Annotated in this window: 23 protein-coding genes and 1 pseudogene; 9 read left to right on the forward strand and 15 right to left on the reverse strand. The window is 52.2% G+C overall.

The window, feature by feature from the left end; all coding sequences use genetic code 11:
- Positions 1-9 precede the first annotated feature (9 nt).
- The 8 genes from LCF41_RS21315 to LCF41_RS21350 are packed head-to-tail and all read right to left on the reverse strand — an operon-like array spanning position 10 to position 8,132.
- Positions 10-1,098 (reverse strand): acyl-CoA desaturase, encoded by a 1,089-nt coding sequence (locus LCF41_RS21315; RefSeq protein WP_225088244.1) that lies wholly within the window; start codon positions 1,096-1,098, stop codon positions 10-12.
- The gene (locus tag LCF41_RS21320; RefSeq protein WP_225086235.1) at positions 1,098-2,237 is read right to left on the reverse strand and encodes a fatty acid desaturase family protein; all 1,140 of its coding nucleotides are present in this window, start codon (positions 2,235-2,237) and stop codon (positions 1,098-1,100) included. Before LCF41_RS21320 ends, LCF41_RS21315 begins: the two co-directional genes overlap by 1 nt.
- Positions 2,230-3,354 carry a sterol desaturase family protein gene (locus tag LCF41_RS21325; RefSeq protein WP_225086236.1) on the reverse strand — a complete coding sequence of 375 codons (1,125 nt, stop codon included), beginning with the start codon at positions 3,352-3,354 and terminating at the stop codon, positions 2,230-2,232. The genes LCF41_RS21320 and LCF41_RS21325 overlap by 8 nt, the downstream gene beginning before the upstream one ends.
- 4 nt (positions 3,355-3,358) lie before the next feature.
- Positions 3,359-4,015 (reverse strand): phosphatase PAP2 family protein, encoded by a 657-nt coding sequence (locus tag LCF41_RS21330; protein ID WP_225086237.1) that lies wholly within the window; start codon positions 4,013-4,015, stop codon positions 3,359-3,361.
- Complete coding sequence (locus LCF41_RS21335; RefSeq protein WP_225086238.1) at positions 4,012-5,298, reverse strand: F390 synthetase-related protein; 1,287 nt, start codon at positions 5,296-5,298, stop codon at positions 4,012-4,014. Before LCF41_RS21335 ends, LCF41_RS21330 begins: the two co-directional genes overlap by 4 nt.
- Positions 5,295-6,101, reverse strand: a complete 807-nt coding sequence (locus LCF41_RS21340; protein WP_225086239.1) for an MBL fold metallo-hydrolase — start codon at positions 6,099-6,101, stop codon at positions 5,295-5,297. Before LCF41_RS21340 ends, LCF41_RS21335 begins: the two co-directional genes overlap by 4 nt.
- Positions 6,094-7,122, reverse strand: coding sequence for an NAD-dependent epimerase/dehydratase family protein (locus LCF41_RS21345; protein ID WP_225086240.1), 1,029 nt, complete (start codon positions 7,120-7,122; stop codon positions 6,094-6,096). Before LCF41_RS21345 ends, LCF41_RS21340 begins: the two co-directional genes overlap by 8 nt.
- Positions 7,119-8,132 (reverse strand): 3-oxoacyl-[acyl-carrier-protein] synthase III C-terminal domain-containing protein, encoded by a 1,014-nt coding sequence (locus LCF41_RS21350; RefSeq protein ID WP_225086241.1) that lies wholly within the window; start codon positions 8,130-8,132, stop codon positions 7,119-7,121. The genes LCF41_RS21345 and LCF41_RS21350 overlap by 4 nt, the downstream gene beginning before the upstream one ends.
- 216 nt (positions 8,133-8,348) lie before the next feature.
- On the opposite strand from LCF41_RS21350, the gene LCF41_RS21355 reads away from it, so the two are divergent.
- Positions 8,349-8,690: a GlpM family protein gene (locus tag LCF41_RS21355; protein ID WP_225086242.1), complete on the forward strand. Its 342-nt coding sequence runs from the start codon at positions 8,349-8,351 to the stop codon at positions 8,688-8,690.
- 42 nt (positions 8,691-8,732) lie between these two features.
- On the opposite strand, the gene LCF41_RS21360 is transcribed toward LCF41_RS21355, so the two are convergent.
- Positions 8,733-9,122 carry a rhodanese-like domain-containing protein gene (locus tag LCF41_RS21360; RefSeq protein WP_225086243.1) on the reverse strand — a complete coding sequence of 130 codons (390 nt, stop codon included), beginning with the start codon at positions 9,120-9,122 and terminating at the stop codon, positions 8,733-8,735.
- Between the two features lie 119 nt (positions 9,123-9,241).
- Here LCF41_RS21360 and ftrA point away from each other — a divergent pair.
- From ftrA to LCF41_RS21375, 4 genes and pseudogenes are all read left to right on the forward strand, one after another.
- Positions 9,242-9,463 (forward strand): annotated as a pseudogene (ftrA, locus tag LCF41_RS22215) (transcriptional regulator FtrA); the annotation flags it as partial.
- Positions 9,464-9,481: 18 nt separating this feature from the next.
- A complete protein-coding gene (locus LCF41_RS22220) occupies positions 9,482-9,625 on the forward strand; it encodes a hypothetical protein (RefSeq protein ID WP_250160563.1) in 144 nt (47 codons plus the stop codon).
- The gene (pemB, locus tag LCF41_RS21370) at positions 9,622-10,824 is read left to right on the forward strand and encodes a pectinesterase PemB (RefSeq protein WP_225086245.1); all 1,203 of its coding nucleotides are present in this window, start codon (positions 9,622-9,624) and stop codon (positions 10,822-10,824) included. The genes LCF41_RS22220 and pemB overlap by 4 nt, the downstream gene beginning before the upstream one ends.
- 347 nt (positions 10,825-11,171) lie before the next feature.
- A complete protein-coding gene (locus tag LCF41_RS21375; protein WP_225086246.1) occupies positions 11,172-11,900 on the forward strand; it encodes a helix-turn-helix transcriptional regulator in 729 nt (242 codons plus the stop codon).
- Here LCF41_RS21375 and carI read toward each other — a convergent pair.
- Together carI and argG are read right to left on the reverse strand one after the other, a co-directional pair.
- Positions 11,884-12,534: an acyl-homoserine-lactone synthase CarI gene (gene carI, locus LCF41_RS21380; protein WP_225086247.1), complete on the reverse strand. Its 651-nt coding sequence runs from the start codon at positions 12,532-12,534 to the stop codon at positions 11,884-11,886. The two genes, LCF41_RS21375 and carI, sit on opposite strands and share 17 nt — an antisense overlap.
- Before the next feature lie 270 nt (positions 12,535-12,804).
- Positions 12,805-14,151, reverse strand: a complete 1,347-nt coding sequence (argG, locus tag LCF41_RS21385) for an argininosuccinate synthase (RefSeq protein ID WP_225086248.1) — start codon at positions 14,149-14,151, stop codon at positions 12,805-12,807.
- Between the two features lie 426 nt (positions 14,152-14,577).
- Between argG and LCF41_RS21390 the strand changes: the two genes are divergently transcribed.
- Positions 14,578-15,153, forward strand: coding sequence for a DJ-1/PfpI family protein (locus LCF41_RS21390; RefSeq protein ID WP_225086249.1), 576 nt, complete (start codon positions 14,578-14,580; stop codon positions 15,151-15,153).
- Between the two features lie 134 nt (positions 15,154-15,287).
- Here LCF41_RS21390 and LCF41_RS21395 read toward each other — a convergent pair whose 3' ends face one another.
- Entirely contained in the window at positions 15,288-16,280 is a 993-nt protein-coding gene (locus LCF41_RS21395) for an acyltransferase (RefSeq protein ID WP_225086250.1), read from the reverse strand.
- A 207-nt stretch (positions 16,281-16,487) separates the two neighbouring features.
- Positions 16,488-18,023, reverse strand: a complete 1,536-nt coding sequence (gene exaC, locus LCF41_RS21400) for an acetaldehyde dehydrogenase ExaC (RefSeq protein WP_225086251.1) — start codon at positions 18,021-18,023, stop codon at positions 16,488-16,490.
- A 220-nt stretch (positions 18,024-18,243) separates the two neighbouring features.
- Between exaC and fdhD the strand changes: the two genes are divergently transcribed.
- From fdhD to LCF41_RS21415, 3 genes are all read left to right on the forward strand, one after another.
- Positions 18,244-19,077, forward strand: coding sequence for a formate dehydrogenase accessory sulfurtransferase FdhD (fdhD, locus tag LCF41_RS21405; RefSeq protein ID WP_225086252.1), 834 nt, complete (start codon positions 18,244-18,246; stop codon positions 19,075-19,077).
- A gap of 236 nt (positions 19,078-19,313) precedes the next feature.
- On the forward strand, positions 19,314-19,940 hold the full coding sequence (gene sodA / locus LCF41_RS21410; protein ID WP_225086253.1) for a superoxide dismutase [Mn]: 627 nt from the start codon (positions 19,314-19,316) through the stop codon (positions 19,938-19,940).
- 470 nt (positions 19,941-20,410) lie between these two features.
- The gene (locus LCF41_RS21415) at positions 20,411-22,303 is read left to right on the forward strand and encodes a methyl-accepting chemotaxis protein (protein WP_225086254.1); all 1,893 of its coding nucleotides are present in this window, start codon (positions 20,411-20,413) and stop codon (positions 22,301-22,303) included.
- Positions 22,304-22,417: 114 nt separating this feature from the next.
- On the opposite strand, the gene LCF41_RS21420 is transcribed toward LCF41_RS21415, so the two are convergent.
- Complete coding sequence (locus LCF41_RS21420; protein WP_225086255.1) at positions 22,418-22,780, reverse strand: YibL family ribosome-associated protein; 363 nt, start codon at positions 22,778-22,780, stop codon at positions 22,418-22,420.
- A gap of 91 nt (positions 22,781-22,871) precedes the next feature.
- The gene (locus tag LCF41_RS21425; protein WP_225088245.1) at positions 22,872-23,444 is read right to left on the reverse strand and encodes an MltR family transcriptional regulator; all 573 of its coding nucleotides are present in this window, start codon (positions 23,442-23,444) and stop codon (positions 22,872-22,874) included.
- Positions 23,445-23,536 lie beyond the last annotated feature (92 nt).

The following is a 23,536-nucleotide window of genomic DNA, read 5'->3' on the forward strand; positions in this document are numbered from 1 at the left end:
GTGATGTTTTTAGCCTTTTCCCATTTTTTTAAGAAACCGCTGCTGCTCAACCAAAATCGCCTTTAACGTAATGCATTGATAATCAATGCCGTAACGTGGGGCAACGTCCGCAATAATTTTCGACAGCGCGGGATAATGCCGATGATTCCAGTTGGGGAAAATATGGTGGGTCAGGTGCATATTGAGCTGCCCGAGCCAGTAGCCAAGCCAGGCGGGGTGGGTAGACCAATCCACGGTGGTGGAAAAAACATGCTGATAGCGACCATGCCTGAATAAGCCATCTTCCGGTGCCTGATAGAACGTTCCTTTTGCCCAATGCGACCCGAGGATCAGGACGACAAAAATCAGCGACGACAGCATCTGGCTCAGCAGATAAACCAGCAGCAGCGAACTGACGCTAATGATGGTCGGCGACAACAGCCAGTAAGGAATCGCCAGCGCCAGCAAGGCATGCAGCGCTTTTGAAAGCAGGAAAACACCCCAGCCCTTCATGCCCTGAAGCGTCATATTGCGCGTCACCTGCGTTTTCCCCGCGCGATCGATCCAGTCAAAAAACCAGATGATGCAGGGGAAGGTCAGCGACGCCACCATCGGCCAGTAGTAGCGCTGGGCGCGCATAAAAAAGCGAAACCGATGGTAGGGCGATTGCCGCAAGACGCCGTTCTCTTCGATATCCAAATCGTAGTGCTGCACATTCACGTGAGCATGATGGAAAATCACATGCCTCACTCGCCAGCAGTCGGAATCCATGCCGAGCGGAATACTCACCACAATATTGAGCAGGCGATTCGCCCACGGTCGCCGGAAAAAGACGTTATGCGAGGCATCATGTATCACATTCACCGCCAGAAACATGGCGGTGAAAATAAAGCCAAAATAGCAGCCAGCAAAACCCCATAGCGTCGTCTGCCGGAGGCTGAAGCCATAAAATGTCAGACACAGCGCCACCAGAAATACCATCTTGCCGATAAACCCGGCGTTGGCAAAACGGTGGTCGCCCGTTTCCGCCAGATAGTCATTCGCGGCCTTCATCAACGCCCGATGTAACGCCAGATCGCGACCTTGCTCATAGCGTAGCGGCTTTAGCGGTGCAGGCATCATCTTTCCCCTGCCCTTTCTTCCACACCACGTTGCGCAGTCCGCCGATCGTTACCTTCGCCCATCAATTTTAAAAACCGGCGCTGACTGGCCAGTAGTTCACGATAGGTAATGCAGCGATAGTCCATACCATGCTCGGCGGCAAGGCGCCGTAAGATAGCGGCGAGCGCAGGGTAATGACGGTGATGCCACCCTGGAAAAAGATGGTGCGTCAGATGTAAGTGCAGCCCACCCGTCCAGTGCTCAAGCCAGCGCGGCGTCGGCAGCCAGTCGCAGGCGGTCGCAAAGTTGTGCTGATACCAGCCCAGAGGCATGACCTCCGTATCGGTCACAGCATAGAATTCCGTTTCCGCCCAGTGCGACCCCAGCAGTAAAAAGACCACCAGCAACGAGGCCAACATCTGGCCCAGCAAATAACTTAACAGCACGATGCCCGGGCTAATGCCCTGTGCAGCCCCCACCACGATGGGAATCACCAGTAGCAGCACGATATGACCGACTTTGCTACCGATAAAAATCATCCACCCACGGTAGCCTGATTGCACCACGCGAGCGTTAACGGGGGTTTTACCCAAGCGATCGGCCCAGTCAAAGATCCAGGCGATATAAGGGAGCGACAACGACGCGACCAGCGGCCAGTAAAGGTGCTGATAGCGCATGTAGGCGCGGTGACGCTGAAAAGGCGTTTGGCGAAAAACCCCATTCTCTTCCGTATCCAGATCGTAATGTTCCACATTCGGGTAAATATGGTGGAAGCCCACATGGCGCAAACGCCAATAGTCCGGATCGATGCCTAACGGCAACGTCACGACCCGCCCGACGATGCGGTTCAGCGTTCGATTGCGGAAAAACGTATTATGGGAGGCGTCATGATTCACGATGATGTTCAATAACATCGACAGCATGATGAAAGAAAAATAGCTCAGGAAAAACGCCCACGCCGTCTGCTGCATTAAGCACAGCGCATAACAGGCAATGCAGCATAAAAAGAGTAATCCGGCCTTCACGAACTGGCCGCGATCCGCAAAGCGATGATCGTGGTTAGCGCGAAGGTAGGCCGACGTTTCGCGCTGTAATGCCCGATGAAAAGCCTGTTCCCCCTGCGCCGGATACGGTCTGGCGGGAAGTAGATTAGCCATTTTCATGCTCTCCAGTCAGAGGATATCGACCCCAGCCGAACGCCATCGCCAACCCGTGCAGCGCCAGCATCAGCATCGTTATCTTCCAGTAGAGCGCTTCCCAGCTCAGATAGACAAGAAACACCGCAGGGAACAGCAGAACGACCAGCAGCCAGACGTAAATGCCCCAGCGTCGCCCTTCGGAAATCCCGCCCAAGGCGACCGCGCCCGCCACCAGCAATAGGAAGAGCGCCGCCTGCGACAGGTTCGCGGAATCATAGCCGTAGCCATACAGGTAGACATAGCCCACCACCAGCGCAAACAGCAGCATGGCACCGGCAATCAGCGCCACTGGCGTACAAGCAAACGTCGCCTGACGCGTGCGGCGCACCGATAGCTTCAGGTACGACATAAAAGGCAGGTTACTGGCCCAAAACGGGTTTTTCGATGGCGTGTCTTTTCCAGCACCGTAGTGGAAAGGCGTGTCAGGCAGCTGTGGGCAAAAGCTGCCGAACAGTTTGTCCCAAAAAATAAAGGTGCCGCCGAAGTTCTTATCAGCGTATGCACGATCGTTCACGTGGTGTACGCGATGGTGTACCGGCGTCACCAGCACCTTTTCCAGCCAGCCCAGTTTGGGCGTCATGGCGTTATGGTTAAAGAGCTGGACGCTGTAATGCAGAATGGACACCGTGACGAACATATACAGCGGCACACCGAGCAGCGCCAGAATCAGGAAGAACGGAATGGAGGTCAGCGAGGAGTACCAGGAGTTACGCACGCCCAGCGACAGATTGAAATGCTCCCCCTGATGATGCACCACATGCACCGCCCAGAGCACGCCAAAGGTATGGTGCAGACGGTGTAGCCAATAAAAACCGAAATCCCAGGCCAGTATCGCGAACAGCCACATCAGCACCGGCGGCCAGGTTTCTACCCAACCCAAACTGAAATGCGCCGCGACATAGCCATAACAAAAAATTTCCACGCTGCGAAACAGCCACAGCATGATATGCCCGGAATTCAGGTTGAAAACCACGTCATGCCAGTTCACCTTCTCACGCTGCATCCACTGTAGAACCAGCGCTTCACCAATCACCACAACCAGCATAAAGACAATGGGTAAGGCCAAATCGATCATGATGTCATTCCTGATGGCGCTTATCGTTAGGCAACGGAGCCCGTGAAGAAACAGCCCTTACCGCTTCTCGGCTACGCAGAAAAATCCATCCGGTCATGCCCGACAGCATCGCCCCGGTCACCAGATCGATGAACAGATGGCGGCGCAGTTGCAGAATGGAAAAAGCAATCGCGGCACCCCAGAGCAGGTACAAACCGGTTTTCACCTTGTGCTGGCGATCGCTCATTGCCCACACCGCCAGCACCGTTAGCGCAATATGCAGCGACGGCAGGCAATTTTGCGGCGAGTCGATAAGCAGCAAAAGCTGTAGCAGACGAGTGGAGAGATCGTCCCCGACGACCTGCGGATACACCATCGTGGTCGGAAAAATCAGGTACACCGCACCCGCGATCAACGCACTAAGTTGCGTGGCCCGGCGTAGCCCAGCCAGACGCGCGATCGGGCAGGATAAATAAGACAGCGGCACAATGATGAAAAAAGAGAGATACAGCCAGATCGCTGAAGGGCTAAAGGGAATCCACTCATCAACAAATGACATCGGCAGCACCGTTCCCTGCCCCTGAAACTGTGCGCTCAATTGATACACCACGCCGACCGTTCCCCAGCCGAAGAGCAGCGCTTTCAGCCGTAATAACGTCGCGGCTTGAGGAAATCGCCTCATGCTCTCTCCTTCAGGCGGCTAATCCGTCTGCGCTTCTGCGTAAACGCTGGCGCAATCTCACCGGCGGTGAGATGCCACCGTAGCCGCGATGTATCAATCCCCTGTCGCGCAAACTGCTGCGACAGACTGTCCCGACAGGCTTCCAGCGCTGGCAGGCTACACGCGGCGGATAAATGCAGCGTCGTTTCTCCCTGCTGAATTAGCCGATAGTCGGCATGCAGCGGCAGCGCATTGGCGATAATCCGGCTACAGAGATCGGCAAACACGGTCTGAGGCTCACCGTTGCTATCCGGCAATCGCAGGCTGTCATCGCTGCGCCCTTCGATGCGGGCAATCGCCATCGTCACTCGACCACATGCACAGGGCGTTTGTTGCTTCACCAACACATCGTCCAGCCGATAGCGCACAATCGGCTGCGTGCTGCGGGTAAAATCGGTAATGATGGGCGTAAAGCGAGTGTCATCCAGCCACTGTGGTTCGATGTGAATAAATTCTTCGTTGAGATGCAGCGTGCCGTATTCACAGGTCGAGGCCAGAAAGCCTTCTGTCGCCTGATACACCTCCCCGACCTGCCCGAAAACCTGCTGCAACAGCTGCTTATCCTGCGGTTCCAACACCTCGGCCACGGAAATCACCTTTTTGACCGACAGGCGCAGTTCACCGCGCTGTACCGCCAGCGCCAGTTCGCGCAGCACCTGCGCAGGTGCGACGATAATCGACGGTGACCACGCTTCCAACCGCGCAACATGTGCGGAAAACGGCGCAAACAGATCGTAAAACGACAGGCTGAGCCAGCGGTTATCCACACTGTGGTACAGATTGTTATCCGCCCGTAGGAACAGCGCCACCCGCTCACCGGCACGTAAACCGTCCGGCAGCATTTTCGCCAGCATGCCTCCCGCCCACACCTGTTGTTCGCGCGGGCTGACGACAAACAGCCCACGCTGCCCGGAGGTGCCGGACGACAGCCCGACGCTGAACCCGTTCACATTCGGTGTGAAGTCACGATCCTCCTCACTACGGCGCGCGCAGGCGAGCAGTTCATCCCGCTTCAGCCCGGCGGTATTCATCCGATCGAATTCGGCCATCATCACGGCTTTATCCATCATCGGCCAGGCGCTAATCGGCAGTTGGCAATAAGGCCGAAAATAGGGGCTATGCGCCAGCACCCGCCGTGCAAAGCGAGCAAGCTGGCGCTGCTGATGGCGCTCAAGCGCCTGACGGGTGGCAAAGGTGAGGCGTCTGGCACGGAAATAGTGCCAGATCGTCATCAGCGGAATCATAGGTCACCCTCATGACACAGCCGAATCTCGACCTGCCCGTTCAGGTGCAACTGGTGCAATTGATCCAGCGTGTGGTAATAGGCTTGTGGATCGTCCATCACCAGATTCGCCAACCGCGACGGCCCGCGCCCTTCGCGATAGCTGTGCGGCGACCAGGCGGCATCGCTTGCCAGCAGCACCCAGCCGTTTTCAGTCAGCACAAACGCACCGAGATGTCCGACGGCATGACCGGGCAGCGGCACCAGCACGATCTCTTTATCGCTACCTGGCAACGCATAACCTTGCGTAAACGGCGCCAGCTCGGCTGGCAGATCGGTAAGCGGGAAGTTTTCGACAAACTGGAGCGCCTGCTCGAAATGTTCAGGAATCAGCGCAGGCACAAACGCCCGTTTCAGGGCCGCAAAACCGCGCAGATTCCGCGTCTGCTGCCATCCCAGCGCCGAACAAATAAACGGCACGTCTGGGAAATCCCGCAGCCCCGCAATATGGTCGCCGTGAAAATGGGAAATAATCAGGCCGTCGATGTCCGCAGGCTGAATGCCCTGGCCGTGTAGCTGGTGAATCAGCGCGTCTTTCGTCTCGAAATGTACGGGCGTCATCCTGCGGTATAGCTGGAACAGACCAGAACGCGTGGCATCGGTAAAATGCTGCGCATAACCGGTGTCCCACAGCCAGCGCTTGCCCTGACTTTCCAGCATCCAGACGCGTGCTGGAAAACGGCACACTTTCCACCCTGCGCCACGCAGTGCCATACAGCCCGGATGCAGGCAGTACCCGACTTCAAACGTTGAAATATTAGCCATGTCCGTCAGTGCTCCGCTGCGCAAAATGTGTTTTGAACCAGCTACCGGTTAACGCGATGCCCTGTTGGAGGGAAAAACGCGGCTGATAGCCCAGCTCTTGCTGCGCTTTTTCCGCGCTGAGCGTCATATCAAAATTCACCGCCCCCGCGCTGTAGCGCGTCAGCAGCGGCTCTTTCCGGCTAAACCACGAGAACAGCTCCATGCCACCAGCCACCGCATGCAGCAGCGGATACGGCACGGCCTTAACGCGATAATGCATCCCCAATTGACCGACCAGCAGTTGCTCAAGCATATCCGCAAGGCGTTCTGGTTCATGATTGGTGATGTTGTACGCCGAACCAGAAACCAGCCCCGAACGCTGGCTGGCAAGTGCCATCGCCTCCACCACATTGCCGACAAACGTCAGATCCAGCAACGCGCTCCCCCCGCGCGGGAGCCGCAGTACGCCGCCACCCACCGCGATCTGTTCCAGAACTCGCGGCAGAATCACGCGATCATGTGGGCCAAACAGGCCGCGCGGACGCAGAATCACGTAGGTCGTTTGCGGGTAGCGCGACGTCAGCGCCTGAAGCCGTTCTTCCGCCAGAAATTTGGTCTGCGCATAGTGATTGGCAAAACGCACCGCGCGGTAGCTTTCATCAATATTCCGGTGGTGTTGATAATCAAAATAAATCGCAGGCGTGGAGATGTGCACAAAGCGCGGGATCCCCAACTGACCGGCGGCCTCTGCCAGTCGTGCCGTTACCTCAGTATTGTTCTGATAAAAATCAGTATATTGACCCCACGGTGAGGATTTCGCGGCACAGTGCCAAACGACATCACTGCCGGTCATCAATAATCGATACTGCTCGACCGAGGTTTCGACCAAATCAATCCCGGCGAACTGCGCGCCCAATGCTTCAAGCTGCAACCCCACCGTGCGATCGCGCCCACAGGCCAGCACCTGATGCCCAGCCTGAAGCAGCCATTCCACCGCGTTACGCCCCAGCCCGCTGGTCGCGCCCGTGACGAAGACTCTCATGGAATCAGTACCATGCCGCCCAGCGTCAGCCCCGCGGCCGTACCGACCAGCATCGCGGGTTCCCCTTCTGGCAGACGTTGCGTCACGATGGCATGATGCAGCGCCGTCGGAATCGACGCCGCCACCTGATTACCGTGGTAGCGATAAATATCAATCAGCTTTTCCGTCGGGATCGCCAGCCGCTTCCGCATGTGTTCCAGCGACAAGTGGCTGGCCTGATGTGGAACCACTGCCGCCATCTGCGCCAGCGAATAGCCGCTGGCCTCCAGCAGCCGTTGCAGATAGCCTTCGATCAGGGCAGAAGCCTGCCTGAATAGCCGTTTTCCCTGCATATGGAACAGAAAATCATGCAGTTCCATCCCCGCTCGCGGGTTACGTAAGGTGCCGCCTGCGCGAATCTGGCACAGTTCGCTGCCCTTCGGATAGGTTTCCAGCAGACACGCCGCAATACCGCTACGACCATCGCCACGTTCGACAATGGCACAGGCGGCGCCGTCGCCAAAAATCAGCGACGACTCTTCGTCATCCCAGTCAATACCGCGCGAAGCGAGTTCAGTAGAGACAATGGCAATGCGCCGATAGGCACCCGTATTTAACAGCCCAGCCGCCACCTGAAGAGCGGAAATAAAGCTGACGCAGCTGCTGTTAATATCAAAACAGGCCGTCCCTTTCGGCAAAGACGACGCTTTTAATACATGGCTGGCGCTATAAGGCAGCGCCTGAATGGGAATCGCAGAAGCAAACAGCAGCAGGTCAATGGAAGCCGACGGAATAACGCCGCGCGCCAGCGCGTCATTTAACGCCGCCACACCGAGTTCAGCCTGGCTAGCCTGATTATCCGCATGGTGGCGATAGAGAATACCGGAACGGCTTTCGACATAACCGGCAGGTTTATTGAGCCGTACATCTAATTCAGCCGACGTCACCCGTTGCGCGGGAAGTGCGCAGCCGGTAGCAATAATCTTTAGAGGAACCAATCCCTTAGTGAATGCATGATGTTGAGTATTCAATATCAATCCTTTCCAGAGTCTTATCGTTTTACCGGCGAACAATATCCTTATAAAAAAGGAGATTATCGTGCGCGATATTTATTCATTCTGTTGCTAAGAATAACGAAATCACCACGAATTGAAATCTTAAGCTGTATGATCGCACTATTCCATCCCGATACTTTTTCGCTATTCTCTGTGCATTCACGATGCTTAATTACACCAGAAGTTATACTTATGTCATTGTTTATTAAATCTGTTATTGGTGCGCTGATCGTATTACTCATCAGCGTACTGGCGAAAAGCCGAAACTATTATATTGCCGGGCTGGTGCCGCTATTCCCCACATTCGCGCTGATCGCACATTATATTGTTGGCACTGAGCGTGGGCTGGACGCGCTACGCGCCACCATCCTGTTTGGCATCTGGTCAGTGATTCCTTATCTGGTTTATCTCATCTCACTTTATTACTTTACTGCGTGGATGAAATTGCCACAGGCGCTGCTCGCGGCCGTCGTATGCTGGAGTGTATCAGCGGCAGTGCTGATCAAGATCTGGACGTGGTATCAGGGGAATTAGGTGCGGCAGAAGGGGCAGCCCCTCTGCCATAGGTAAGTGATATCAGGCGAAGGCAAAACCTTCGTCTTCCCATCCCGTGATTCCCCCTATCATAATTTTTACCGGGCGACCTAATTGCGCCAGCTTTAAGGCCGCCTGATCTGCGCCATTGCAATGTGGTCCCGCGCAATAGACGACGAACCGCGTGTCATCAGGCCACTCAGCCATACGCTCAGGTGTGATTTCACGGTGTGGAAGGTGAATCGCCCCCGGTATATGGCGCGCGGTAAAATGCTTCGGCGATCCCACCACATGCAGTAACACAAAGTCCTGCTGCATGTCGGAGAGGGATGCCGCCACATCGGCACAGTCGGTTTCAACGGATAAACGCCGTGAAAAATGGGACAGGGCGATATCAGCAGCAGCAAAGGGATAGTCAGTCACGTAACTCATGGGGTTTCCTCACAGATTGGCATGAAACCTGACTATAAAACGGATACATAACGGCTGGCAGATGGCATTATTGCCATATATCGTCGATATCATGACAAGTTATTGAGGTGAAGGAATCGATGTTCAACCCGCTTGTTGTCGTACTTGCTTATGATGGCTTGTGTACATTCGAGTTTGGTATTGCTGTTGAGGTGTTCGGCCTACCGCGCCCCGAAATGGGAGAAAATTGGTATCAATTCGCGGTCGCGGGTTTAGAAAATGGGGCAATGCGAGCAACAGGCGGTATACACGTTGTTGCCGATGGCGGCCTCGATTTACTGGAAAACACGCGCTTATCAATCGATAAAATCGCCGAAACGGTGGGGTTTGGTACAGCAGCCTCAATGCGCCACCATTTTCGCCAGCAATTACATCTCACCCCCTCAACCTATCGGTTGCGCTTCGGGCATAAAACCCATGATATTTCAGAGGATCTTGCCGCTAACGGAGGAAGAGTAGCATGAATAAAACGGTCTCCCCCGGCACGGTTTCTCGCCCCATTCTTTCCGAGCAGGAAGCGAGTCGCTTTACGCTACGGCACTATTTTACGCCGCCTGAACACGGTAACCATACTGACGCCGACGTTTGGCAACCCGCGCCGATTATGGTCGATCCGGCTACGTGCTGGGTTGTGGGGCCGCAGGTGGGGGTGAATGGGGCAACCCACGCTCATGTTCAACAGGCGGTCAATGCCGCACTCCGAGCACAGCAAGATCAGGAGCGTATTGCCATTAAACTGTTGCCGGGCACCTATACCGGCACGGTCTACATTCCCGCCGATGCGCCACCGCTCACGCTTTTTGGGGCGGGAGAACAACCGGATGACGTGGTGATTCAGCTCGCGCTGGATTCGATGTTTTCACCAGCAACCTATCGGGAAACAGTGAATCCTCACAGCGAATATCAACCCGACGATCCCGCCTGGTATATGTACGATCTCTGTGCGTCGAAGCAGAACGCGACGATTGATACCATTTGTTCCGCCGTAGTGTGGTCGCAGAGCGACCATTTCCAGTTGAAGAACCTGACAGTGGTGAATACCCTGCTGGATACGGTAGATGGTCGCGCACATCAGGCTGTCGCGCTGCGCACCGACGGCGACAAAGTACAACTTGAAAGGGTTCGCCTCATCGGTCGTCAGGATACCTTTTTCGTCAATACCAGCAACCTCCGCAACGAGTACGTCACGGATCGCTACAGCCGCGCCTACATTAAAGACAGTTACATTGAGGGCGATGTCGATTACGTTTTTGGGCGTGCAACCGCGGTATTCGAGCGCGTCCACTTTCATACGGTTGCAAGCCGTGGAGCGAAAGATATCCATGTCTTTGCGCCTGACAGCATGCCGTGGGTGCAATACGGTTTTCTGGCGGTGAAGTGCCGCTTTACGGGTGATGAAGGTTTCAGAAGAGGAAAAAAAGCCAGATTAGGCCGAGCCTGGGATCAGGGGGCAAGGCAAACGGGATACCTGCCGGGTCAGACGGCAAACGGTCAGTTAGTGATTCGCGACAGCACGATTGACGCCAGCTATGACAGAGAACAACCGTGGGGAGCAGCGGCAACCACTGCACGGCCTTTTACGGGTAATAGGGATTTAGCCCGCAATCTGGACGATAGACATTTCAATAGGCTGTGGGAATACAACAATATCGATGAGGCGTGATAGGTCGCGCAGGAAGAGAGCATAATATGAAAGGTAAATGTGACTTGTGAAAACACGACACTGATACAATCCAGTAACCCATACTCCATGGGCCTGTAGAATGACAGGCCATTAGAGAAGACTATTCTTATTATACTATTGATAAATCTTGCTTAATTAGCATTCCCTGATGTTAGCCAATCATCGCGCTTATCCTGAGCGGTGTTTATTTCTTTTGCTTTACGCCCTTAACATTATCTTAAGATTGTATGTTTTTTCACTCACACATAACAATTAGACTTAGGTACAGGTGTAGGTATATACTTTTTCATTATAGGGATGTTGATTCTTCAGACTGAGGTCATGAGATGTCGCCATTGTTTACCGATAGTGAAATAATAAGCAGAGTAATTAAAAAGCACTTCAATAAAAACTTGGATCACTACGACGGCGTAAAATTCTCATTTATGGTTCTCAATAAGAAGAATCCATCTCAAATGATCATCATTTCAAGTTATCCCGATGAATGGGTTAACCTCTATAAAGAAAACAAGTATCAACATATTGATCCTGTTGTTCTTGCCTCATTTAACAAGATATCTCCTTTCTCATGGGAGAAAAGCCTCGTTATTAACACCCGGTTACAGCTTGCCAAAATATTCGATCTCTCTAAAAAATATAATATTATTAACGGATATACTTTTGTGCTTCACGATCATGGCGACAACCTGGCGATGTTATCTATTATCGTGGACAGTTCATATCCAGATGATGTTGAAACATTCATTGAAGAGAAAAAAGACACCTTTCAGATGCTGTTAATTGATGCATATGAAAAAATCATCTCTCTTTGCAGAGAGATGATTGAAAGCAAAAAACCGTCAAACAATAAAGAAATATTCTCTCAACGAGAAAACGAAATTCTTTACTGGGCCAGCATGGGTAAAACCTATCTGGAAGTCGCTATTATTCTCGGAATCAAAACCAGCACGGTAAAATTTCATATCGGCAACGTTGTGAAAAAACTGGGCGTCCTGAATGCCAAGCATGCCATAAGGCTCGGCGTTGAATTACAACTCATTAAGCCTGTACAATAGTGGCAGGTACTCGTAGAGGCCACTGCTTCAGTTCGTTGTTCATGAATGTCCCACTGCGGTTAATACGACGAGCCAACGCTTCCTGATTCTCATCATCAACGGGAAGGAAAACTAAATACACTCTTTCCTGCTTTTCTGATAAACCTTGCTCAACCACGCTGATTCCCCAGCCAGAACGTTTTAATATCGTCAGCATAGGGTGACTCACTATGGTATATATTCCATCATAGCCTTTATCCCTTGAGTAATTAATCATCGAAAGAAACAGCATCGAGCTAATGGGGTATTCATTGCCGAGGATATCTTTCGCTCGCGATTTATCCACAAAGAACCGACTAGACTCCAGATAATTCCCTTCAGGAATATTTATCTCCTTAAAGTAAGGGAAAAATGTTCCAGTAATCATGTTAGGGTATTTTGTTTCGATAAACCTCAGACTACAAATAACCGTGTTATCTTTTATACCAAAAAGATAGGTCGTATTATTATTATCATACTGATCAAACTCCATTCCATCAGTACATTGCACCGCCCAATTCAGTCGATCTTTAAACGTCTCTTTTCTGAGGGTAAATAGCTCTTCTGATTTCGTTTCTGACAACAAAGCGTGATTTACATCAAATATCTCTAACATTTTTCCTCCATTGAAAAGTTAATGCATAACCTCAAAAAACTGATACGCCATCCCACAGTTCCTTCGCCTTCAGATTATTATTCAGGCCGACTATTTATAGGTATTCTGTCCCTTTCCACGATAGTTGTACAGATGCAACCTGCACTGTAAGCAAGAGTTCATATACGAAAAAACACCGCGAGAAGGCCAAACATAAACCTATGATAAACAGATAAAAAAAATCCGGAAACGCAAGACGATTCCGGATTTTTATCTTACTTAATCTCTGCGTTATTTCTCTGTTTTATCCTGCAATTGGCCTACCTGCGGCAGACCCGTGCTGGCGGAGGAAGAGAGCAAGCCTGTTTCAACATAGTTAAACAGTTTTTCACGCGTGTCCGTGATATCCAGATTGCGCATGGTCAGCTGGCCGATACGATCATCTGGCGAGAAGACCGAGTCGCCTTTCTCCATAGTCAGACGCTCTGGTTTATAGGTCAGATTGTCAGACACGGTATTCATGATGGAGTAATCATTGCCGCGACGCAGCTCCAGCGTCACTTCGCCAGTAATAGCGCTAGCGATCCAACGCTGAGAAGCATCACGCAGCATCAGTGCCTGAGAATCGAACCAGCGTCCCTGATACAGGAAACGACCCAGCTGACGACCATTGGCGTGGTATTGCTCGATGGTGTCTTCGTTGTGGATACCGGTAACCAGACGCTCGTAGGCAATGTGCAGCAGTGCCATTCCCGGCGCTTCATAGATGCCACGGCTTTTTGCTTCAATGATACGGTTTTCGATCTGATCGCTCATCCCCAGACCATGACGTCCGCCGATACGGTTCGCTTCCAGCATCAGTTCAACATCATCGGCAAAGGTCTTGCCGTTCAGCGCAACCGGATGGCCACGTTCAAAACGGATGGTCACTTCCTCTGCCGGAACCTTGACGTTCTCGTCCCAGAATTTCACGCCCATAATCGGGTTAACGATTTTGACGCTGGAATTCAGGAATTCCAGATCCTTCGCTTCGTGCGTCGCACCCAAAATATTGGAATCGGTGGAATAGGCTTTCTCGGCCGACATTTTATAGCCGAACCCTGCCTGCGCCATGAACTCGGACATCTCCTGACGACCGCCCAGTTCATCAATAAAATCGGTATCCAGCCACGGCTTATAAATCTTCAGTTCAGCGTTGGTCAGCAGGCCGTAGCGATAGAAACGCTCAATATCGTTGCCTTTATAGGTGCTGCCGTCACCCCAGATGTTCACGCCATCTTCTTTCATCGCCGCAACCAGCATCGTCCCGGTCACTGCGCGACCCAGCGGCGTGGTGTTGAAATAGGTCACGCCCGCTGTCGTGTTGTGGAATGCGCCACACTGAATCGCAGCGATACCTTCAGCAACCAGCTGCTTACGGCAATCGATAAGGCGAGCATTTTCCGCGCCATATTCCATAGCCCGACGAGGGATTTCATCGTAGTCATCCTCATCTGGCTGCCCCAGATTTGCGGTATACGCATAAGGAACCGCGCCCTTTTGACGCATCCAAAGCAGCGCGGCGCTGGTATCCAGACCACCCGAGAACGCAATACCAATACGCTGACCAACCGGAAGATGCTTGAGAATCGTTGTCATATATGTAATCCCTGCTCGAAAGATCTATGGTGATATACCCCTAGGGTATCAGCTTAGCCGCCACACCATTATGTTACGCCATGCATTCATGAGCGTTCGGGCCCTGTGCACATGCTACATCAAACGGGCCGGTCGATAATCAAAATCGACACACTCACAAATGCATATTTATGCAAAATAAGTGAGTGATAATTTAAACATCTTTTTGGCGGGACAGGAAGAGAAGAGTCATGCTTTCGCGTAAAAAAATTCGCGGCCGACTCACGACCAAGTTAGCAAGTATAGCGCTATCTTCTCTTCAGGCTAAGCAGCAAAAATCGTTTACGCGACCCACCCGACATTAATAAAACATCGTTTCATTTTATCGATATTTCTTTGCTATCCTCCTGCGGTTAACACCTTCCCTTGCATATTGCTGGAGATGCTATGTCTAAGAAAGTCGCCATTCTGCTGGCCCCAGGGTTTGAAGAAGCGGAAGCGATCATGGTGATTGATGTACTGCACCGCATGAAGATAGAAGTCACCATGCTGTCATGCTATGACAGACTGGAACTGCGCAGTTATCACAATATTCGCATGTTTGCCGATTCTCTGCTGGAAAGAAACCAGGACACGCTGTTTGATGCCGTGGTCATTCCTGGTGGCCCACAGGGTACGGTAAACCTGGCTGCCAACCCAATGGTTGTCGAGTTTATCCGTCGCCACGATGACGCGGGAAAACTGATTTGCCCACTGTGCTCTGCGGCTGCACGCGTACTGGGGGGTAACAACCTGCTGAAAGGCCGCCGCTACGTTTGCTCCGGGAATTTATGGCAGGACGTGACCGATGGCGTTTATGTTGACGAGAAAGTCGTGGAAGACGGCAATCTAATCAGCGGCAAAGGGTTAGGCGTGACATTCGATTTTGCCTTTACCCTCGCCAACCGCCTGACGGGTGACAAAGAAAACGCCAACTTCCAGGTTGAGCACATCGATTACGATTACTGGCGCGTGCCGGCGTAACCGCTCATCTGCCTAATATAAGGCGCGTCCCGCCGCGCCTTCCCGAGTGATGAATAACCTCAATAACGACCTAACAACACCCACGATACGACGCTTCTGCGGTGATGTCATACGTCCGGTAAACCAGACAAAGGTCAACTCACCCAGCGCCGCACATCGATTTTCTGTAGCGCCATCGAGAGCAGCAGGCTGGCTCCTAGCGAGATGGCGAAAACATACAAAATATCGAGAACCGGGAGGGATGGCAGTACCACGTCATGCGTACGCAGATAGTGAATGATCAACGCGTGGAAACCGTAAATCGCCAGCGAATGGCGCGAAATGATGGCAAATCCCGGCAAAATCCGCTGGCTACAGTAGTGTTTAAACACCACCACAAGGCTGACCGCCGCCAGAAACACCAGCGGGCCACAGTAGATGTAAAATGTCTGGGTAAATGTATCGTTCAGTAATGTGTGGTGCTTAGTCCCCATCGCGACTAGCGCGACACACGCGATAAAGAACGGGATAGCGGCTAGCGCGATTTTCTTTGGCACTTCCAACATCCCCAATGCACGCCCCAGCGCGGCATACAGCACGTAGTAAAACGTATCGCCGTAAATATAGAGATTCACGGGCAGTAATTTAAACCCTGCAAATTCCACCCGCCCCGTATTGGGATTGGCGACCACAGCCAGCAGGATAATCAAGACGGCTAAATATTTTCCCGATACCGGCTTGATGGTAATCAGTGGGGAAAGCAGATAAATCACGATAATGGCGTAGAAAAACCATAAGTGATAAAAGACCGGTTTTTGCAACGCATGGTGCAGTGAATTCAGGCCATTAATCGGCGTGAGCGTCGCAATATAGATCAGCGCGACCGTACTATAAAAAAGCAGACATAGACCGATACGCAGGAAATGTTTCTTCCCCGCGCTACGCTCACCAAAGAATAAATAACCCGAGATCATGAAAAACAGCGGGACACAGACGCGCGAAGCAGAGTTCAGGATATTCGCCACATCCCAGTGTCCATCGCCCGGCGTGCCGCCTGCGGTAATATAGTAGGTTGTGCTATGAATCAGAACGACCATCATGCAGGCCAGCGCCCGCAGGTTATCAATCCAGCCGATCTTATCCGTCATGCACAACCTCTTGAAAGCAAAGCGCTATTCAAAACAGCGTAGCTGTTGTTGAGCGCTGGCACAATCAACGATCAACAACCCACAATCAAAAGTCTGTACTCAACAATCGGGAAAATCTGAGTGATAAAGACAGATTAATACGGGAAAACATTGGGTTACGCCATGCATACTCGCCAGAAAAGGCAGGCACGGCATGGCGTGAGTGAATCAGAACAGTCCCATCGGCTTATCAGAGTAACTCACCAACAGGCACTTGGTTTGCTGGTAGTGTTCCAGCATCATTTTATGGTTTTCACGCCCGATACCGGACTGCTTGTAACCGCCGAACGCCGCATGCGCCGGATAGGCGTGATAGCAGTTGGTCCAAACGCGTCCGGCCTGAATACCGCGCCCCATCCGGTAAGCGATGTTACCGTTACGGCTCCACACGCCAGCCCCCAGCCCGTATTCCGTATCGTTGGCGATCTCCAATGCGTCATCCATGGTTTTGAATGTCGTGACCGCCAGCACCGGCCCGAAAATTTCTTCCTGAAAGACGCGCATACTGTTTTTACCGAACAATATCGTCGGCTCCAGATAGTAGCCTTCCGCCAGTCCGCCCGGCATCACCTTACGCTGGCCGCCCGTGAGCACCCGTGCTCCCTCTTTCTTACCGATATCAATATAGTTAAGGATGGTATCAAGCTGGCCTGCGGACACCTGTGCGCCCATCATGGTTTTGCTGTCCAGCGGATTGCCGATGCGGATAGCCTCAACGCGCTTGATTGCCCGTTCCATAAAACGATCGTAGATAGATTCCTGTACCAGCGCACGACTCGGACAGGTGCAAACCTCTCCCTGATTGAAAGCAAACAAGGTGAAGCCTTCGAGCACTTTGTCAAAAAAGCTGTCTTCTTTATCCATCACATCGGCAAAGAAAATGTTCGGCGATTTGCCGCCCAGTTCCAGCGTGACTGGCGTCACATTCTGCGCCGCATAGCTCATGATCTGCTGACCCACCTCGGTCGAGCCGGTGAAGGCGACTTTCGCAACGCGTTTCGACGTCGCCAGGTATTCGCCAATTTCACTTCCCGACCCGTTGACGACATTAATGACCCCCGCAGGCAGCAGATCCTGAATCAACTCCATCAAAATCAGCACCGACATCGGCGTCAGCTTGGCGGGTTTCAACACAATACAGTTACCAGCGGCCAGCGCTGGCGCCATTTTCCAACAGGCCATCAGCAGCGGGAAATTCCAGGGAATGATTTGTCCGACAACGCCGAGAGGTTCATGAAAATGGTAGGCCACCGTATCACCGTCAATTTCACTGATCGCCCCTTCCTGCGCACGGATACAGGCCGCAAAATAGCGAAAATGGTCAATCGCCAGCGGCACGTCCGCCCCGCTGGTTTCGCGTATCGGTTTACCGTTATCCCAGGTTTCCACCTGCGCGAGCAGCTCAAGATTTTGTTCCATTCGGTCGGCAATGCGGTTAAGCACCAGCGCCCGCTCCTGTACCGACATGCCGCCCCATTCCGCTTTTGCCTTGTGGGCGGCATCCAGCGCGTGGTCAATATCTCGCGTTGATGAACTGGCCACTTCACACATCGGCTGGCCCGTTACTGGCGTCAAATTGACAAAATACTGACCCGCATCAGGGGGAACCCAGGCTCCGCCGATAAAATTGTCATAGCGTTTTTTCAGGTTGAGAGAACCGACTTCGTCAGATGCGCGTCGGCCTTCAAAATTATCATGCGCCATTTCAGTCTCCTTTTCAGTTCTGGGTAAGCGGCCATGCCGCAGTGAAAAAAGAGGCAATCAGTAAGCAGTTAAATTAAGCCTATACGGGGTATGGAATTAGCGACAGGATTCGGCCAGAGAAGAAGGCAACTCTTCGAGTTGACGCACAGTTTCTTGCGAGAAAAATTCGCATCCCTTCAGACGCGGTGAAATAATACTTTTAATTTCCAGGGTTACTAACATGCAGGTATTTCAGGTGGAAGGGGTTCATTTACGCGCGGATGCCGCCCTTGAAGGCGCAACGCAACATTCGGTCTATCATCCCGATTCGCTGCATCAACCACAGTCTGACTGGCTGGCGGAAGAAGTGCCCGTTGCGCTGGTCTACAACGGCATATCACATGTCGTCATGATGGCTTCGCCGAAAGAATTGGAACAGTTCGCCCTCGGATTTTCCTTATCTGAAGGCATTATTCAATCACCAGCGGATATCTACGGGATTGATGTTCTGCCCGCCTGTAACGGCATCGAAGTGCAGATTGAGCTTTCTAGCCGACGTTTTGCCGGGCTAAAAGAACGACGCCGGGCGATGGATGGCCGAACAGGCTGTGGCGTATGTGGCGTGGAGCAACTCGCGGAGATCGGCAAGCCGGTGTCCCCCCTGCCCTTTACGCAGACCTTTTCCCTCAGCAAACTTGAAAGCGCACTGGTACGGCTGCGCGATGTGCAGAAGATCGGTCAGGTAACGGGTTGCACCCATGCCGCAAGTTGGGTCGCACCAGACGGCACGCTGTCCGGGGGGAGTGAAGACGTCGGTCGCCATGTCGCGCTGGATAAACTGCTGGGCGCTCGAGCAAAACAAGACTGGCAGCAAGGTGCCGCGCTGGTCTCCAGCCGCGCCAGCTATGAAATGGTTCAGAAGTCCGCCATGTGCGGCGTGGAAATCCTGTTTGCTGTCTCGGCGGCAACGTCACTGGCGGTTGAGGTCGCCCAGCGCTGCAACCTGACGCTGGTCGGTTTTTGTCGACCGGGACATGCGACTATCTACACGCATCCACAGCGTCTGAGCGAGTAAACAACACCACCAGCGCCAGCGCAGCCTGAAGTATGACGGGTATAGATTAATTTGTTTCTACATAGTGCGATAATGACATAACCGTTTGTTATCATGAGGTAAAGCAATATGGCTCATGATATCAGAGCGAGAATAATCATTTTCAATATCATTTAATTAACTATAATGAACGTATTGCTTACGCGGCACTAACAGTACAGTGCCGTAACATTTTTTTTACCATGGAGATGCTAAACATGAGTTATTCACTGCCATCGCTGCCATATGCTTATGACGCACTGGAACCGCATTTCGACAAAGAAACGATGGAAATTCACCATTCCAAACACCATCAGGCTTACGTCAATAATGCTAACGCCGCGCTGGAATCTCTGCCTGAGCTGGCTAAATTGTCTGCTGAAGAGCTGATCGCCCAACTGGATAAAGTGCCTGCGGAGAAAAAAGCAGCACTGCGTAACAACGCTGGCGGCCACGCTAACCACAGCCTGTTCTGGAAAGGCCTGAAAGTTGGCACGACGCTGACTGGCGACCTGAAAGCCGCCATCGAACGCGATTTCGGCAGCGTTGATGCGTTTAAAGAGAAATTTGAGCAAGCAGCAGCAACCCGCTTTGGTTCTGGCTGGGCCTGGCTGGTTCTGAAAGACGACGGCAAACTGGCTGTCGTATCTACTGCAAACCAAGACAGCCCACTGATGGGCGAAGCCGTTTCTGGCGCTTCTGGCTACCCAATCATCGGCCTGGACGTCTGGGAACACGCTTACTACCTGAAATTCCAGAACCGTCGCCCAGATTACGCTAAAGCCTTCTGGAACGTGGTGAACTGGGACGAAGCAGCCGCACGTTTTGCTGGCGCGAAAAAATAAAACCGCTGAGTGCCTGATATCATCAGGTTTCTTCTGCGTTTGAATATAAACTGGAATAACAGTCTGTTATTCCAGTTTTTTATTGTCCCCGCTATATTTCAAGCCACCTGTACGCTGGTATCCGGTTCATCTTTACGTTTCTCTCCGACAGGCCGCCGCTGGCTGGCTCGTAAAGTTTCAGAGTAACATGCCGATATCTACTGCGGGTTTTTGTCATGTAGTTTTGTAGCTATATATCCTAAATAATTCGAGTTGCAGGACAAAACGTTAACGTTTTGAACAACGCGAAGCGTTAGCCCTTTAGGGCGAAGCCCACGACGGGCCGAGTATTTGAATGCAGCCAACGCACATGCGGCTTGAAGTATGACGGGTATAAACTTGGCAAGCGGTAATCCGAGATGCTAGCACCGCTAATCAAGTGTGCATCAGGATAGTAAATTTGACTCAATACGATATAGTGGTGGGATGTGATGGCTATGAATTTTGACAATCTAAAAGTCGGTAAAAAATTAGGATTAGGCTTTTTCCTGATTCTGCTGATGACCATGGTAATTGCCGGCGCGGGCATTATGCATATTAGCTCGCTGAAAGACAGTATCGATAAAGTTAATTTAAGCAACAATATTAATGATGAAATTAACCAAGCTAAATATTACCGTGCACTATACGGCACCACTTATAATCCTGATGATATAAAAAGGAACGTTGAACACATTGCCAATGTCAGTAAACTCGCTGAAAAGGCAAAAGAATTTAACTGGCCGGAAAATGACGCCAAGAAAATAGCCAACATCCCCACATTAATTACCAGCTATCAGGAAAAACAAAATAATTATATTAATGCCGTAAGCAAAAAGGATGCCGTTAGAAAAAGCTGGAATATTTCAACAACGGAAAAACCGCTACAACAGCTCAACGAGCAATTAAAGACAGACAACAACAGCACAACGCTTCAATTATTACTTTCTGACCTGAACCAAAAACTGATTGCCGTCCGCTACCACGTCCGTGGTTTATTACTTTCTCCCAATAAAGAATCCGAAGAAAAGCTGACGGATGCCATTAATGCGGCACAAACGTCACTGACCTTCCTGTATCAGAGCCTGTCTGCCGAACAACGTGAAACGCTGACACCCGTTCTGACAATCATGAACAACTATGAAGAGCAGGTTCTGGCCTACATGCCAGCCTATCAGGAAGAGATGGCACAAGCAGCACAAATGCAGGCTGTCGCCGACCAGTTGAACAGCGTGGTTAAATCCCTGCTTAGCGATCAACTGGCTGCTTCGCAGGCAGATATTCATAGCGCCACGCTGCAAATGAGCATTGCGGCATTGATTACGCTGCTGCTTGGCCTGCTGATTTCATGGTTCATTTCACGCCAGATCACCACACCGCTGGGCAACACCTTGAACATGGCTGAAAAAATCGCGACAGGCGATCTCACCATGTCCATTAACACAACCCGTAAGGATGAGCTGGGTCAGTTGATGAGTGCAATGTCGAAAATGAATGACAACCTGCACAATATGATCGATAACATTCGCGTCGGCGTCAGCCAGATTTCTAACGCCTCCAGCGAGATAGTCGCGGGCAATACGGATCTGTCATCACGTACCGAGCAACAGGCCGCCGCCGTTGAGCAAACCGCCGCCAGCATGGAACAGCTCACCGCGACAGTTAAGCAAAACGCGGATAACGCGCACCACGCCAACAAACTGGCAATCAGCGCTTCCCAAACGGCCAAACAGGGTGGCGAGCAGGTGAATAACGTGGTGCAAACCATGACCGCGATTGAAAACAGCTCTAAACGTATCGCGGAAATCACGTCCGTCATTAACAGCATCGCCTTCCAGACCAACATTCTGGCATTGAACGCCGCGGTGGAAGCCGCGCGCGCCGGTGAACAAGGCCGTGGCTTTGCCGTGGTCGCCAGCGAAGTCCGCAATCTGGCGCAGCGCAGTTCTCAGGCCGCGAAGGAAATCGAAGGCCTGATCTCTGAATCGGTTAATCAGGTATCACACGGTGCGACGCTGGTCGGCAGTGCAGGCAAAACGATGAATGATATCGTCACCTCGATCACGCAGGTGCATGACATCATGGGTGAAATTGCCACCGCATCAGATGAGCAAAGCCGCGGGATTAGCCAGGTCAGCCAGGCGATTGTTGAGATGGACAGCACCACGCAGCAGAACGCCGCGCTGGTTGAACAATCCTCTGCCGCCGCCGACTCGCTGGAAGAGCAAGCGCGACTGCTGAAGCAAGCGGTTTCCGTCTTCCGTCTGGCAAACACGCAGCACGATGACACGCCGGCTGGCATCGCGTTTACCAACCCAACGCATCGCCTGCACGCGCCGCGCTAATACCAAAGCAGCCACGAACCAGAAACGACAAAGCCCCTGTTAAACAGGGGCTTCATCAATACATCCATGACGCTAACGTATCCAGCGCCAGCGGTCTGCGCAGAGAAACACGCCTCAGAACGGTTTCGGCGCGTAGCCCGTCATCTCTGTTAAGCCCATCTCGCGCCCCAGCGCGGTCATCGGGTGTACCACCACCAAACCGCGCACGCTTTTCTTCAACGTCCCCATATCAGCCTGCTCTTTTTTCGTAATCGCACGGCTGAAAGGCAGCTTCGCCAGCTTCTGCGCTTCTTTACTGAGTTTCTGTTCTCTCACGTTACGCAGGCGCTCAATTTCGGCCGTCAGCTTCTCACGCGCGTCCATATTGAGGGCGATAGCTTCAGCATCACCTTGTGCCAGCAGCGTGGCTTGCTTACGCGTCAGCTTATCCAATTGGTCGCTAAGGCGTTTAATCTCTGCTTTTTCCTGCTCTTTCATAAAAGATAACCTGTATAACGGGAGAATAATGCGGAGCACAGCATACACTATACTCTTGGCTGACGCAGTGGCGTGATACGGTAGAATCGCGTTAAAACGCCTTTTTCAGGCTGATTTGCGCAATCAGAGTGGTCAGGGATAACACCAGCGTGGAACGCACCATCTGCTGATAGCGCTGCTGCTGCATGTTCACCAGAAGCGGGTCGGCAGCGTCGGCTCCCGGCGGCAAAGCGGGTTGTGCGGGCAGCGCCGTAACGCAATGCAGCTCGCCGAGAGGCCCCAGAATTTCATCGTCGGTAAAACGGTAATGCCCATCGTCATGCGCCAGTTCTTCACCCAGAGCCATTAACAGTTCCGCATCTTCGTACTCTTTACGGCTGATCATTCCCAGACCATAAATCAGCTTCAGGCGCACGGAAAGGTCGCCCAACGGGCCCGTTCCCGTCATCAAGGGTTCAACGGCGTATTTCACCGCATAGTCGTCTTTACGGAACACCTGCAACATCAGGATGCTGACCGCTTCAGCCAGCAATTCAACGGCACAAAGCATAAAATCGCGCACGGTCTTCCCTGAGTTCAGCGCTTCCAGAACCCGGTTTTCAAACGCCTGTGTTTCTTCCATCGTCACTTCTCGACTCTTTAACCCCGCACACGCATACCCCATCTCGGCAGCATGCTTACACCGGCAGGTGTGGCGACCTCCCATTCCCGACGTCGCCCATATACATGACATTGTGTCGAAAAGACCACACCAGC

The sequence above is a fragment of the Pectobacterium colocasium genome (genome assembly GCF_020181655.1).
Taxonomy (GTDB): domain Bacteria; phylum Pseudomonadota; class Gammaproteobacteria; order Enterobacterales; family Enterobacteriaceae; genus Pectobacterium; species Pectobacterium colocasium.